The organism is Mycobacterium sp. UM_11 (assembly GCF_001414075.1).
In the GTDB taxonomy this organism is placed as follows: domain Bacteria; phylum Actinomycetota; class Actinomycetes; order Mycobacteriales; family Mycobacteriaceae; genus Mycobacterium.
Map to the genome: position 1 here is coordinate 47,743 of NZ_LATC01000021.1, position 13,732 is coordinate 61,474.

General features: G+C 71.2%; 13 protein-coding genes. 8 read left to right on the top strand and 5 right to left on the bottom strand.

The window, feature by feature from the left end; translation table 11 throughout:
• Window positions 1-3: 3 nt before the first annotated feature.
• Window positions 4-1,956, top strand: a complete 1,953-nt coding sequence (asnB, locus tag WU80_RS08000; protein ID WP_055401029.1) for an asparagine synthase (glutamine-hydrolyzing) — start codon at window positions 4-6, stop codon at window positions 1,954-1,956.
• A gap of 127 nt (window positions 1,957-2,083) precedes the next feature.
• On the opposite strand, the gene WU80_RS08005 is transcribed toward asnB, so the two are convergent.
• Window positions 2,084-3,058, bottom strand: coding sequence for a carbohydrate kinase family protein (locus tag WU80_RS08005; RefSeq protein ID WP_055401031.1), 975 nt, complete (start codon window positions 3,056-3,058; stop codon window positions 2,084-2,086).
• Between the two features lie 196 nt (window positions 3,059-3,254).
• Here WU80_RS08005 and WU80_RS08010 point away from each other — a divergent pair, with 196 nt between their 5' ends.
• Complete coding sequence (locus WU80_RS08010; protein WP_055401033.1) at window positions 3,255-3,911, top strand: hypothetical protein; 657 nt, start codon at window positions 3,255-3,257, stop codon at window positions 3,909-3,911.
• A gap of 18 nt (window positions 3,912-3,929) precedes the next feature.
• Here the strand turns inward: WU80_RS08010 and WU80_RS08015 are convergent, their stop codons facing one another.
• Window positions 3,930-4,286 carry an iron-sulfur cluster assembly accessory protein gene (locus tag WU80_RS08015; protein ID WP_055401035.1) on the bottom strand — a complete coding sequence of 119 codons (357 nt, stop codon included), beginning with the start codon at window positions 4,284-4,286 and terminating at the stop codon, window positions 3,930-3,932.
• A 63-nt stretch (window positions 4,287-4,349) separates the two neighbouring features.
• Window positions 4,350-5,426 (bottom strand): glycerate kinase, encoded by a 1,077-nt coding sequence (locus tag WU80_RS08020; protein WP_055401065.1) that lies wholly within the window; start codon window positions 5,424-5,426, stop codon window positions 4,350-4,352.
• 191 nt (window positions 5,427-5,617) lie between these two features.
• Here WU80_RS08020 and WU80_RS08025 point away from each other — a divergent pair, with 191 nt between their 5' ends.
• From WU80_RS08025 to WU80_RS08040, 4 genes are read left to right on the top strand one after another with little or no spacing between them, the layout of a single operon-like run.
• Window positions 5,618-6,292, top strand: a complete 675-nt coding sequence (locus WU80_RS08025; RefSeq protein ID WP_055401037.1) for a DUF3043 domain-containing protein — start codon at window positions 5,618-5,620, stop codon at window positions 6,290-6,292.
• A gap of 21 nt (window positions 6,293-6,313) precedes the next feature.
• A complete protein-coding gene (locus WU80_RS08030; RefSeq protein WP_055401039.1) occupies window positions 6,314-6,847 on the top strand; it encodes a bifunctional adenosylcobinamide kinase/adenosylcobinamide-phosphate guanylyltransferase in 534 nt (177 codons plus the stop codon).
• On the top strand, window positions 6,844-7,899 hold the full coding sequence (gene cobT / locus WU80_RS08035; protein ID WP_156349466.1) for a nicotinate-nucleotide--dimethylbenzimidazole phosphoribosyltransferase: 1,056 nt from the start codon (window positions 6,844-6,846) through the stop codon (window positions 7,897-7,899). Before WU80_RS08030 ends, cobT begins: the two co-directional genes overlap by 4 nt.
• Window positions 7,896-8,654 (top strand): adenosylcobinamide-GDP ribazoletransferase, encoded by a 759-nt coding sequence (locus WU80_RS08040; RefSeq protein WP_055401043.1) that lies wholly within the window; start codon window positions 7,896-7,898, stop codon window positions 8,652-8,654. The genes cobT and WU80_RS08040 overlap by 4 nt, the downstream gene beginning before the upstream one ends.
• A 13-nt stretch (window positions 8,655-8,667) precedes the next feature.
• Here WU80_RS08040 and WU80_RS08045 read toward each other — a convergent pair whose 3' ends face one another.
• Window positions 8,668-9,774 carry a branched-chain amino acid aminotransferase gene (locus WU80_RS08045; RefSeq protein WP_055401045.1) on the bottom strand — a complete coding sequence of 369 codons (1,107 nt, stop codon included), beginning with the start codon at window positions 9,772-9,774 and terminating at the stop codon, window positions 8,668-8,670.
• A 53-nt stretch (window positions 9,775-9,827) separates the two neighbouring features.
• Window positions 9,828-10,925 carry a glycine cleavage system aminomethyltransferase GcvT gene (gene gcvT, locus WU80_RS08050; RefSeq protein WP_055401047.1) on the bottom strand — a complete coding sequence of 366 codons (1,098 nt, stop codon included), beginning with the start codon at window positions 10,923-10,925 and terminating at the stop codon, window positions 9,828-9,830.
• 41 nt (window positions 10,926-10,966) lie between these two features.
• Here gcvT and WU80_RS08055 point away from each other — a divergent pair, with 41 nt between their 5' ends.
• Window positions 10,967-12,097 carry an adenylate/guanylate cyclase domain-containing protein gene (locus WU80_RS08055; protein WP_055401050.1) on the top strand — a complete coding sequence of 377 codons (1,131 nt, stop codon included), beginning with the start codon at window positions 10,967-10,969 and terminating at the stop codon, window positions 12,095-12,097.
• A 6-nt stretch (window positions 12,098-12,103) separates the two neighbouring features.
• Entirely contained in the window at window positions 12,104-13,651 is a 1,548-nt protein-coding gene (locus WU80_RS08060) for a leucyl aminopeptidase (RefSeq protein ID WP_156349464.1), read from the top strand.
• The last annotated feature ends 81 nt before the right edge of the window (window positions 13,652-13,732 follow it).

Genomic DNA, 13,732 nt, shown 5'->3' on the forward strand with positions numbered 1-13,732 from the left:
GCCGTGTGTGGTCTGCTGGCGTTTGTCGCTGCCCCGGACAGTGCCGGTGCCGACTCTGCCGCCCGGGCCGACGACGCGATCGCGCGCGCGTCGCACCTGATGCGCCACCGCGGCCCCGACGAGCCGGGCACGTGGACCGACCCCGGCGCGGACGGGTCTGTCGTTTTCGGCTTCAACCGGCTGTCCATCATCGACATCGCGCATTCGCACCAGCCGCTGCGCTGGGGCCCGCCGGAGGCGGCCGACCGCTACGTGCTGGTGTTCAACGGGGAGATCTACAACTACCTTGAGCTGCGCGCCGAGCTTTCCGACGCGCACGGCGCGGTTTTCGCCACCGACGGCGACGGCGAGGCCATCGTCGCCGGCTACCACTATTGGGGTGCCGGGGTGCTCACCCGGTTGCGCGGCATGTTCGCCTTCGCCCTGTGGGACACCGCGACGCTCGAATTGTTCTGTGCGCGAGACCCTTTCGGCATCAAGCCGCTCTTCATGGCGACCGGCGCCGGCGGCACGGCGGTGGCCAGCGAGAAGAAATGCCTGCTGGACCTGGCCGAGTTGGGCGGATTCGACACCCGGATCGACCAGCGGGCCGTCCAGCACTACACCGTGCTGCAATACGTGCCCGAGCCCGAGACCTTGCACCGCGGGGTGCGCCGGCTGGAATCGGGCTGTTACGCGCGGATCCGGCCCGGGCGGCCGCCCGAGATCACCCGCTACTTCGTGCCCCGCTTCGCCGCCACACCGATCACCCGCGACACCGAGCAGGCCCGCTACGACGAGATCACCGCGGTGCTCGAGGATTCGGTGGCCAAACACATGCGCGCCGACGTCACGGTCGGGGCGTTCCTGTCCGGGGGCATCGACTCCACCGCCATCGCGGCGCTGGCCATCCGGCACAACCCCAAGCTGATCACATTCACCACCGGTTTCGAGCGCGAGGGGTTCTCCGAGATCGACGTAGCGGTGGCCTCGGCCGAGGCGATCGGCGCCCGCCATATCGCCAAGGTGGTGCACCCGGACGAGTTCGTGGCCGCCCTGCCCGAGATCGTGTGGTACCTCGACGAACCGGTGGCCGACCCCGCGCTGGTGCCGCTGTTCTTCGTCGCCCGCGAGGCCCGCAAGCACGTCAAGGTGGTGCTGTCCGGGGAGGGCGCCGACGAGTTGTTCGGCGGCTACACAATCTATCGGGAACCGTTGTCGCTCAAGCCATTCGACTACCTGCCGCGGCCGTTGCGACGGTCGATGGGCAAGGTGTCCAGGCCGCTGCCCGAGGGGATGCGGGGCAAGAGCCTGCTGCACCGCGGCTCGCTCACGCTCGAGGAGCGCTACTACGGCAACGCCCGCAGCTTCTCCGACGCCCAGCTGCGGGAAGCGCTGCCCGGCTTCCGGGAGGACTGGACCCACACCGACGTCACCGCCTCGGTGTACGCCGAGTCGGTCGGCTGGGACCCGGTGGCCCGGATGCAACACGTCGACCTGTTCACCTGGCTGCGCGGCGACATCCTGGTCAAGGCCGACAAGATGACGATGGCCAACTCGCTGGAGCTGCGGGTGCCGTTCCTGGACCCCGAGGTGTTCGCCGTCGCCTCGCGGCTGCCGGTCGAGGCCAAGATCACCCGCACCACCACCAAGTACGCGCTGCGGCGGGCGCTGGAGCCGATCGTTCCCGCGCACGTGCTGCACCGGCCCAAGCTGGGGTTCCCGGTGCCGATCCGGCACTGGTTGCGCGCCGGCGAACTGCTGGACTGGGCCAACGGGATGGTGGCGTCGTCACAGGCCGGTCACCTCGTCGACCTGGCCGCGGTGCGGCGAATGCTCGACGAGCACCGCAACGGCGTCAGCGACCACAGCCGCCGGCTGTGGACGCTGCTGATCTTCATGCTCTGGCACGCGATCTTCGTCGAGCACAGCGTGGTGCCGCAGATCAGCGAGCCGGTCTACCCCGTCCAGCTCTGACGCCGTCGGCTTCAAGCCGAGTGTGCGATGAGGGCTTCGCGCGTGCGTCCTGGGCGGAGATTTCTCAAATTTCGCGCCCTCAGCGCACGCGCGAAGCCGCGGGCGCACACTCGACCCGCGGTCGCCGTCAGGCGAGTACGGCGGCGATCTCGTTGGCCGCGTCGTCGCCGTATGCGCCGGCCAGCCGGCTCACCGCGGTCTCGCGGTTCCAGTCCCAGTTCTGCGTTCCGGTGGATTCCAGCACCAGCACCGCGACCAGCGAGCCCAGCTGCGCCGAGCGCTCCAGGCTCAGGCCGGCGCTGCGGCCGGTGAGGAACCCGGCGCGGAAGGCGTCGCCGACGCCGGTGGGGTCGGTCTGGCTCGTTTCGGGCACCACGTCGACGTGCGTCGTCGTGCCGTCGGGTTCGACGATGTCGACGCCCTTGGGGCCCAGCGTGGTCACCCGCAGGCCGACCTTGCCCTGCACGTCGGCCTCCGACCAGCCGGTCTTGTTGAGCAGCAGTTCCCACTCGTAGTCGTTGGTGAACAGGTAGGCGGCGCCGTCGACGAGCTTGTCGATCTCGTCGCCGGACAGCCGGGGCAGCTGCTGGGAGGGGTCGGCCGCGAAGGGCAGCCCGAGCTTGCGGCACTCCTCGGTGTGCACCACCATCGCGTCCGGGTCGTTGGCGCCGATGATCACCAGGTCCGGCTCGCCGATGGAGGACACCACGTCGGCGAGCTTGATGTTGCGGGCCTCCGACATGGCGCCGGGGTAGAACGACGCGATCTGGGCCATGTCCTCGTCGGTGGTGCAGGTGAAACGCGCGGTGTGCGCCGTCTTCGAGATGAGCACGTTGTCGCAGTTGACGTTGTGCGACTGCAGCCACTGCCGGTAGTCGTCGAAGTCGTCGCCGGCCGCGCCGACCAGCGCCACCTCACCGCCCAGCACGCCGATGGCGTACGCGATGTTGCCCGCCACGCCGCCGCGGTGGATCACCAGGTCGTCGACGAGGAAACTGAGGGATACCTTCTGCAGATGCTCGGCCAGCAGGTGCTCGGAAAATTTGCCGGGGAACCGCATCAAGTTGTCGGTCGCAATCGAACCTGTCACCGCGATCGTCACGAATATCTCCGCCCTTCGTTAGCAAGGTTATCTAGCTTACGCACGCGTTCGGACCGTCGCTGTGTCCACGGTCGGCGCGAAGCGGTGCGCTAGCCTCCCTAGGGAACTCGCTCGCGTCGCGGGAAACGATGCCCGGTCGGGGTATCCCGCACCCAGCCCCGCTGACAAGTCCCGACTACCACCGTAGGAGACCACGATGGCAGGTCCGCACTCGCCGAACCACAGCGTCGGCGGAAGCGGACCCAGCGGGCCTGAATCCCCGGCCGAATCACAGCCGCTCGAATTCCCCGATGACCCCCGCCCCGGCGGTCCGCCGCCCGCCAATTATGCCGGGCAGCCACCGCCGCCGATGCCCTACCCGCCGCGACGGTCCAAGCGGCGGCTGATCATCGGCCTGCTGCTGGCCATCGCGCTCGCGGCCGCCCTGACCGTGGCGATCGTCTACGGCGTGCGCACCAACGGGGCCAACACCGGCACGTCGTTCTCCGAGGGCGCGGCCAAGACCGCGATCCAGGGTTACCTCGACGCGCTCGACCACCGCGACATCGAGGAGATCGAGCGCAACGCGCTGTGCGGCATGTACGACGCCGTCCGCGACAAGCGGTCCGACCAGGCGTTGGCCAAGCTGAGCAGCGACGCCTTCCGCAAGCAGTTCTCCCAGGTCGAGGTGACCTCGATCGACAAGATCGTCTACCTGTCGCAGTACCAGGCCCAGGCGCTGTTCACGATGCGGGCGGCGCCCGCGACCGGGGGCCCGCTGCGCGGTGAGTTGCAGGGCATCGCCCAGCTGCTGTTTCAGCGGGGCCAGATCATGGTGTGCTCGTACGTGCTGCGCACCGGCGGCTCGTACTGAGTACGAGCCGCTAGCCGGTCAGTTGAACGAGTCGCCGCAGGCGCACGAACCGGTGGCGTTGGGGTTGTCGATCGTGAAGCCCTGCTTCTCGATGGTGTCGACGAAGTCGATGGACGCGCCCTCCACGTAGGGCGCGCTCATCCGGTCCACCGTCAACTTCACCCCGCCGAAGTCGGCGGTCAGGTCTCCGTCCAGCGTCCGGTCGTCGAAGAAGAGGTTGTAGCGCAGGCCCGCGCACCCGCCCGGCTGGACCGCGATACGCAACGCCAGGTCGTCCCGCCCCTCCTGGTCGAGCAGGGACTTGGCCTTGGTGGCGGCGGCCTCGGTCAGGATCACGCCGTGCGTCTTGGCGTTCGACTCGTTTTGCACCGTCATTGCTTCTCCTACATGCCTCTCGTTGGCTGGGTCTTCAGGCTGGGCCCGAGAAAGTCCACTAGCTCAACGGTACCTTGCAGGACCGCTATTCCCGAGTCGCGAGGCTACGACGGATGCCAGACCCATGAGCTGATTGGCCGCATCGGCCTGGGCCAGCCTCACCGATCCGGCGTGATCGGCGATGGACAGGGCGGACATGATGCCCGCCGAGCGCACCGTGGCGTTGTCCAGGCCGACCTGTCCGGCCAGCACGATCACCGGCACCCCCCGCGGCCGGGCCGCGTCGGCGAGATAGCCCACCACCTTGCCGTGCAGCGACTGCTCGTCGAACCGGCCCTCGCCGGTCACGATGAGCTCCGCGACGTCCAGGTCGTCGGCCAACCGGGTGTGATGGGCGATGATCGCTGCGCCCGACTCGCACCGGCCGCCGAGTGCCAGCAGCCCGGCGCCGATGCCGCCGGCCGCGGCCGCGCCCGGTTCGGAGCTCACGTCGCGGCCGGCGACCGCTTCCAGGATCAGCGCCCACGCCTGGAGCCGGACCTCCAGGGCCGCGACCGTGACGGTGTCCGCGCCCTTCTGCGGACCGAACACCCGGGCCGCCCCCCACGGCCCCAGCAGCGGATATTCGGTGTCGGAGGCGGCGATGAGCTCCACGTTGGCCAGCTGGCGGCGGGCCGAATCCAGCCCGCCGAGCTCGGCGATCATGCCCTGCCCGCCATCGGTGCACGCGCTGCCGCCCAGCCCGACCACGATCCGCGTCGCCCCCGCCCGCAGCGCCTCGGCGATCAGCTGCCCGACTCCCCTGCTGTGGGCCGCCATCGCGGTCTCGGGGGTGGGCGGACCGCCCAGCAGGGTCAGGCCGCACGCCTGTGCGCACTCCAAGTAGGCCGTCGTCGTGGCGGGGTCGAACACCCACTTGGCCTCGACCATCGTGGACAGCGGGCCGGACACCCGCAGCCGGCGCGCCTTGCCCAGCCGGCTGGCGAGCACCTCGACGAACCCCGGGCCGCCGTCGGACTGCGGGGCGACGATGAACCGGTCGCCCGGGCGGGACCGGGTCCACCCGGTCGCGATGGCCGCCGAGGCCTCCACCGCCGTCATGCTGTCGCCGTAGCAATCGGGGGCGACCAAGACGAGCATGGCCGGCAGCTGCAGACGGCCGGGAGCGAGGCCCAAGGCACCGTCATCCGAGGCCATCGACCCGTCGTCCATCAGCGGCAGCCGTTCATCACGTGTAAGAGTAGGGCCAAAAGACGTGCTGACGCAGGTCTAATAGCAAGGCACTCCAAGCCAATTCCGGGGCGGCCCAGCAGCGAAGTAACCTGGCTCCTGTGAAGTTGATGGGCCGTAAGAAAGGCCAAGACGAGGACCTCGGCGGGGGCGCGGCGGCGCTCGACGCCGAAGGTGCCCCCGAGACGACGGCGCGCGGGTCGCGCGGGACGAGCCCCAAGGGCCGGCCCACCCCCAAGCGCGACCAGACGCGGCGCAAGGGCCCGGTTGCCCCGGCACCGATGACCGCGGCCGAGGCGCGGGCGCGCCGCAAGTCGCTGTCGGGCCCCAAGCTCAGCCGCGAGGAGCAGAAGGCCGAGCGGGCGGCCAACCGCGCCCGGATGTCGGAGCGCCGGGAGCGCATGATGGCCGGCGAGGAGGCGTACCTGCTGCCGCGCGACCAGGGCCCGGTGCGGCGTTACGCGCGCGACGTGGTGGACTCCCGGCGCAACCTGCTGGGCCTGTTCATGCCGGCGACGCTGTTTTTGATGTTCGCCATGTTCACCACGCCGCAGCTGCAGCTCTACGTCTCCCCGGCGATGCTGCTGCTGATGGCCGTGATGATGGCCGATGGGCTGCTGCTGGGCCGCAAGGTGAGCAAGCTGGTGGACGCCAAGTTCCCGGACAACACCGAAAGCCGGTGGAAGCTGGGGTTGTACGCCGCCAGCCGGGCGTCGCAGATGCGGCGGTTGCGGACGCCGCGGCCCCAAGTGCAGCGCGGCAGCCGTGTCGATTAGCCGGAAAGCCGCCTGAGCGCGGTGCGCACGCTGGTGCTCGGCGGGATCCGGTCGGGCAAGTCGCGGTGGGCCGAGGACGCGATCGCCGGGGCGCTGCCGGCCGGCCAGCCGGTTTGTTACCTGGCGCCCGGCCCGGCCGGCGCGGGCGATGCGGCCTGGGCGGACAGGGTTGCCGAGCACCGCGGTCGCCGGCCCGGGCATTGGTCGACGGTCGAAACCGATGACATCGCAAGCCAATTGCGCGCCTCGCCGGACACCCCGACGCTGGTCGACGACCTGGGCGCCTGGCTGACCGGCGCGCTGGACCGCCACGGCTGGGACGGCGGGTCGGTGGCGGCGCCGGTCGGCGAGGTGCTCGCCGCGGTCAGCGACTTCAACTCCACGCTCGTGCTGGTCAGCCCGGAGGTCGGGTTGGCCGTCGTCCCCGCCACCGCGTCCGGGCGCCGGTTCGCCGACGAACTGGGCAGCCTCAACCAGCGCGTCGCCGACCTGTGCGACCGGGTGGTGCTCGTGGTGGCCGGGCAGGCGGTCCCGATCAAGCCGTCGGGGGCCTGATGGAATTCGCCCCGGTATCGCCGCCCGACGCGGGCGTCGCCGCGGCCGCCCGCGCCCGCCAGGACACGCTGACCAAGCCCCGGGGCGCGCTGGGCCGCCTCGAGGACCTTTCGGTGTGGGCCGCGTCGTGTCAAGGGCATTGCCCGCCAAGGCAATTCGAGCGCGCCCGGGTGGTGGTGTTCGCCGGCGACCATGGTGTCGCCCGGTCCGGGGTCTCGGCCTACCCGCCGGAGGTGACCGCGCAGATGGTCGCCAACATCGACGCCGGCGGTGCGGCGATCAACGTGCTGGTCGACATCGCCGGGGCGACGGTGCGCGTCGCGGACCTGGCGGTGGCGGGCGAGGCGCTGACCGACCGGATCGGCGCCCACAAGGTGCGGCGCGGCAGCGGCGACATCACCGTCGAGGACGCGCTCAGCGCCGAGGAGACCGTCGCCGCGATCGCCGCGGGCCGGGCCATCGCCGACGAGGAGGTCGACGCCGGCGCCGACCTGCTGATCGCCGGGGACATGGGGATCGGAAACACCACTCCGGCCGCCGTTTTGGTGGCGGCGCTGACCAACGCCGAACCGGTCGCGGTGGTGGGCTTCGGCACCGGCATCGACGACGCCGGCTGGTCGCGCAAGACGGCCGCGGTGCGCGACGCCCTGTTCCGGGCGCGCCTCGTGCTGCCCGATCCGGTGGCGCTGCTGCGCTGCGCCGGCGGCGCCGACCTGGCCGCGCTGGCGGGCTTCTGCGCGCAGGCCGCGGTGCGGCGCACCCCGCTGCTGCTCGACGGGATGGCCGTGACCGCCGCCGCGCTGGTCGCCGAACGGCTGGCCCCCGGCGCCCGGCTGTGGTGGCAGGCCGGTCATCGGTCCACCGAGCCCGGCCACGCCCTGGCGCTGACCGAGCTCGGCCTGGAGCCCATCCTGGACCTGCGGATGCGGCTGGGCGAGGGCAGCGGCGCCGCGGCGGCGCTGCCCGTGCTGCGCGCCGCGGTGGGCGCGCTGTCGTCGATGGCCACATTCAGCCAGGCCGGCGTGTCCGAGCGGGCCGCTCCCCCACTGTGATCCGTTCGCTGGCAACGGCTTTCGCGTTCGGCACGGTGTTGCCCGTGCCGGGTTCGCGGCATGGGCCGATGGGCCGCGGCGCCCTGACGGCGCTGCCGGTGGTGGGCGCCGTCCTTGGTGTGCTCGCCGCCGCCGTGACGTGGGGCGGGGCGCACGCGTTCGGGGCGTCCAGCCCGCTGTCGGGGCTGCTCGCGGTCGCGGCGCTGCTGCTGGCCACCCGCGGCCTGCACGTCGACGGCGTGGCCGACACGGCCGACGGGCTGGGTTGCTACGGGCCGCCCGAGCGCGCTCTGGCGGTGATGCGCGACGGGTCGACCGGGCCGTTCGGCGCCGCGGCGATCGTGTTGGTGGTCGCGCTGCAGGGGCTGGCCTTCGCGGCGCTCGGGGCGGCGGACAGGCCGGGGATCGCCGGCATCGCCGTGACGGTGTTCGCGGGCCGGGTGGCCGCGGTGCTGGCCGGCCGCCGGTCGGTGCCGGCGGCCGCGGGCAGCTCCCTGGGGGCGCGGGTCGCCGGCAGCCAGCCGGTGGCCGTGGTGGCGGCGTGGGTCGCGGTGTTGCTCGTCGCCGCGCTGGCGGCCGGGCCGCGGTGGTGGCAGGGACCGGTGGCGGTGCTGGCCGGTGTGGCCTGCGGCGCGGTGCTGGTGCGGCACTGCGTGCGCCGGTTCGGCGGCATCACGGGTGACGTGCTGGGCGCCGTCATCGAGCTGACCGCGACGGTGAGCGCCGTGGCGCTCGCCGGGCTGGTGCGCTTCTAGCCGGGCGGGCGACCTAACCCAGTTGGGCCATCCAGCCGTGGGTGTCGGCGAAGGTGCCCCGCTGAATGCCGGTCAGCGTGTCCCGCAGCGCCATCGTCACTTCGCCGGGCTTACCGTCGGCGACGGTGAACTCCGTATCGCCGTACTTGACGTGCGAGACCGGGGTGATGACGGCGGCGGTGCCGCACGCGAACACCTCGGTTATTTCCCCGGCGGCGGCCTTCTTCTGCCACTCGTCGATGTCGATCTTGCGCTCCTCGACGGAGAACCCGGCGTCAATCGCCAACTGCAGCAACGAATCTCTGGTGATTCCCGGCAATAGCGACCCGGACAGTTCCGGGGTGACCAAGCGCGCCGACCCGCCGCTGCCGAACACGAAGAAGATGTTCATCCCGCCCATCTCTTCGACGAAGCGGCGTTCCACGGCGTCCAGCCAGACCACCTGGTCGCACTCGTGCGCGGCGGCCTCGGCCTGCGCGAGCAGCGAGGCGGCGTAGTTGCCGCCGAACTTGGCGGCGCCGGTGCCGCCCGGGCTGGCCCGCACGTAGTCCGTCGACACCCACACGGTGACGGGGTTGATGCCGCCCTTGAAGTACGCCCCGGCGGGCGAGGCGATCAGCAGGTAGCGGTACCGCTTGGACGGCCGCACGCCCAACCCCGGCTCGGTCGCGATGATGAACGGGCGCAGATACAGCGCCTCTTCGCCCCCGGCGGCGGGAACCCAGGCGTTGTCGACGGCGATCAGCTGGCACAGCGAGCCCATGAACAGCTCGTCGGGCAGTTCGGGCATGGCGAGCCGCCGCGCCGACGACCGCATCCGCGCGGCGTTGGCCTCGGCCCGAAACGACACCACCGAGCCGTCGGCCCAGCGGTACGCCTTGAGCCCCTCGAAGATCTCCTGCGCGTAGTGCAGCACGATCGCCGAGGGGTCGAGCTCTATCGGGCCGTACGGGATGACGCGCGCGTTGTGCCAGCCCTGGTCGTCGTCGTAGTCGATGGACACCATGTGGTCGGTGAAGTACTTGCCGAAACCGGGCTCGGCCAGGATGGATTCACGCTCGGCGTCGGAGACGGGGTTGGCCGACCGTGAAACCGTGAACTCAGGGGAGTCGCTGGCCATGGCGCTGATTGTATATCCGCCTGCGATCGGGCTTTTCACCCGAACCTGCGGCGCTAACGGGTTTTCGCCTCGACGAAGGGCGGCCGCACGACCTCGCATTCGGCGGCGCGGCCGCGGATGTCGACCGTGACGCGCTGGCCGTCCTCGACGCCGGCGTCGGCGTCGATCAGCGCCAGCGCGATGCCGACTTGCAGCGTCGGGGAGAAGGTCCCGGAGGTGGTGACGCCCACCGGCGCCTCTCCGGCGAGCACGGTCAAACCGGGACGCAGCACGCCGCGGCCCACCATCCGCAGGCCCCGCAGCAGCCGCCGCGGTCCCGCCGCCTTCTCCGCCAGCAGCGCGTCCCGGCCGAAGAACGCGTCTTTCTTCCAGCCGATCGCCCACCCGCATCGGGCCTGCAGCGGCGAGATGTCCAGCGCCAGTTCGTGCCCGTGCAGCGGGTAGCCCATTTCGGTGCGCAGCGTGTCGCGGGCGCCCAGGCCGGCGGGCTCGCCCCCGGCGGCCGTCACCGCCGCACTAAGCCCGTCGAACACCACCCCCGCGGAGTCCCACGGCGGCAGCAACTCGTAGCCGTGCTCGCCGGTGTATCCGGTGCGGCAGACGCGCACCGGCACCCCGGAATACGAGGCGTCGGCGTAGCCCATGTAGTCCATGTCGGTCGGCAGGCCCAGCTCGCCGAGCACGTCGGCCGATCGCGGGCCCTGCACCGCCAGCACCGCATAGGAGCGATGCTCGTTGGTGATCGTCAGGCCGGCCCCGGCGGCCGCCTGCAGCGCCTCGACCACCGCCGCGGTGTTGGCGGCGTTGGGCACCAGAAAGATCTCGTCGTCGGCGACGTAGTAGGCGATCAGGTCGTCGATGACGCCGCCGGATTCGTTGCAGCACAACGTGTATTGCGCCTTGCCGGGCCCGATGCGGCTCAGGTCGTTGGTGAGCGTCGAGTTGACGAATTCGGCCGCGCCCGGCCCCCGGATCAACGCCTTGCCGAGGTGGCTGACGTCGAACAGGCCGACCGCGTTGCGGGTGGCGTTGTGTTCGCTGACGGTGCCGGCATACGACACCGGCATCAGCCAGCCGCTGAACTCGGCGAAGCTGGCCCCCAGTTCGCGGTGGCGGTCTTCCAGCGGGCCGTGCTGTAGGTCATCGGTCACGACGGTTCACCCTAATCCCGAGAGCTGGCACACTTGGCTGGGTGGTCGATTCCTGGGACTTCGAAGCCCTTGAGGCTGCCGGAATCGCCAATCCGCGCGAGCGGGCCGACCTGATCAAGTACCTCGACGAGCTCGGGTTCACCGTCGACGAGATGGTGGAGGCCGAGCAGCGCGGCCGGCTGTTCGGCCTCGCCGGGGACGTCCTGCAATGGTCGGGACGCCCGACCCACACCATCGCGACCGCCGCCGAACAACTCGGCCTGTCGCCCGAGGAGGTCGCCCACGCCTGGGGCTTGCTCGGGCTGACCGTCGCGGGCCCCGACGTTCCGGTGCTCAGCCAGGCCGACGTGGACGCCCTGGCCACCTGGGTCGCGTTGAGAACGGTCGTGGGTGAGGAGGGCGCGTTCGGGCTGCTGCGGGTGCTCGGCGCCGCGATGGCCCGGCTCGCGGAGGCGGAGTCGACCGCGATTCGCGCCGGGACACCGGACATCCAGATGACTTACACCAACGACGAGCTCGCCACGGCGCAGGCGTACCGCGCGGTCGCGGAGTTCGTCCCGCGGATCGGCGCGTTGATCGACGTCGTTCACCGCCATCACCTGACCGGGGCCCGCACCCACTTCGAGGGCGTGCTCCGCGACACGTCGGCAAGCGTGGTGTGCGGCATCGGTTTTGCCGATCTGTCCGGCTTCACCGTGCTCACCCGCGCGCTGGCCCCCGCGCAGCTTTCGGCCTTGCTCAACGAGTTCGCCGGAACCGTCGCCGACGTGGTGCATCGCGACGGCGGCCGGGTGGTGAAGTTCATCGGCGACGAGGTGATGTGGGTGAGCGGCTCCCCCGAACGCCTGGCCAGGGCGGCGGTCGATCTCGTCGACCATCCGCGGGCCCGCGAGGAGGGGCTGCAGGTCCGCGCGGGCCTGGCGTACGGCGCCGTCCTGGCGATCAACGGGGACTACTTCGGCAGCCCGGTCAACCTGGCGGCGCGTCTGGTCGGGGCCGCGGCCCCGTGCCAGATCTTGGCCGATTCCGCCCTGCACGAACGCTTGCCGGATTGGCCGGCGACGGCCCGTGGCCCCTTGCAGCTCAAGGGGTTCGACGTCCCCGTCACCGCCTACGAGCTGCAGCGTGGGGGCGCCGCCGATCCCGGGGCGGGCTCGGAGCGATTAGGGTAAATGCCCGTGACCACCGAATTGAGCTATCAAAGCCCCTCCGTAAACGTCGCCACGTCGCTGCCCAAACGCGGGGCGGGCTCTTCGGTATTGATCGTCCCGGTCGTCTCCTCCGGCGACGAGGACTCACCCGGCGCGGCGGTTGCCCCGGGCGAGTCGCTCCTGCCCGCGGACGCGGTCGCCGAGATCGAATCGGGGCTGCGGGCCCTGGAAGCCACGGGCGGCAGCGAGCAGGTGCACCGCCTGGTGGTGCCGTCGCTGCCGGTGTCCAGCGTGCTGACGATCGGGCTGGGCAAGCCGCGGCCCGAATGGGCCGCCGACACGATCCGCCGCGCCGCCGGGGTGGCCGCGCGGTCGCTGGGCACCGCCGAGGCGGCGATCGTGACGCTGCCCGGCGACTTCAGCGCCGACGTGTGCTCGGCGACCGTCGAAGGGCTGATCCTGGGCAGCTACCGGTTCACCGAGTTCCGCAGCGACAAGACGGCGCCGAAAGACAAAGGTCTGCGCAAGATCACCGTGTTGTCCGCCTCGAAGGACGCCAAAGCGGCCAGCGCGCACGGCGCGGCCGTGGCGACCGCGGTGGCCACCGCCCGTGACTTCGTCAACACGCCGCCCAGTCACCTCTTCCCCGCCGAATTTGCCAGGCGGGCAAGGTCTTTGGGTGAATCGGTGGGCCTCGAGGTGGAGGTGCTCGACGAGAAGGCGCTGCAGAAGGCCGGTTACGGCGGGGTGATCGGCGTCGGCCAGGGCTCGTCGCGCCCGCCCCGGCTGGTGCGGCTGACGCACCGCGGTTCGAAGCTGGCCAAGAAACCCAAACAGGCGAAGAAGGTGGCCCTGGTCGGCAAGGGCATCACGTTCGACACCGGCGGCATCTCGATCAAGCCGGCGGCATCCATGCACCACATGACGTCGGACATGGGCGGTGCGGCCGCGGTCATCGCCACGGTGGCGCTGGCCGCGCAGTTGCGGTTGCCCATCGACGTGATCGCGACGGTGCCGATGGCCGAGAACATGCCGTCGGGCACGGCGCAGCGCCCCGGCGACGTGCTGACCCAGTACGGCGGAATCACCGTCGAGGTGCAGAACACCGACGCCGAGGGCCGGCTCATCCTGGCCGACGCCATAGTGCGCGCGTGCGAGGACAACCCGGACTACCTGATCGAGACGTCGACGCTGACCGGCGCGCAGACCGTGGCGCTGGGCGCCCGGATCCCCGGGGTGATGGGCAGCGACGAGTTCCGAGACCGGGTCGCCGCGATCTCGCAGCGGGTGGGCGAGAACGGCTGGCCGATGCCGCTGCCCGACGAACTCAAGGACGACCTGAAATCCACCGTTGCCGACCTGTCCAACATCAGCGGCCAGCGCTTCGCCGGCATGCTGGTGGCCGGCGTGTTCCTGCGCGAGTTCGTCGCCGACGGCGTGGGCTGGGCGCACATCGACGTGGCCGGCCCGGCCTACAACACCGGCGGCCCGTGGGGGTACACCCCGAAGGGCGGCACCGGTGTGCCGACTCGCACCATGTTCGCGGTGCTCGAGGACATCGCCGAAAAGGGCTAGCTGTACTGACCTGAGAGGTTAGGTACGCGAGTGGCGGGTGGTTGGCCGCCGAGTGCGGTGTGGCCGCGGTGGTGATTGTAG

Coding starts and splice junctions, on each gene's coding strand:
- WU80_RS08015 (WP_055401035.1), bottom strand. CDS start 4,286: ATGACGGTGCAAAACGAGTCGAACGCCAAGACGCACGGCGTGATCCTG.
- WU80_RS08020 (WP_055401065.1), bottom strand. CDS start 5,426: ATGCTCGTCTTGGTCGCCCCCGATTGCTACGGCGACAGCATGACGGCG.
- WU80_RS08045 (WP_055401045.1), bottom strand. CDS start 9,774: ATGGCCAGCGACTCCCCTGAGTTCACGGTTTCACGGTCGGCCAACCCC.
- WU80_RS08010 (WP_055401033.1), top strand. CDS start 3,255: ATGGCAGGTCCGCACTCGCCGAACCACAGCGTCGGCGGAAGCGGACCC.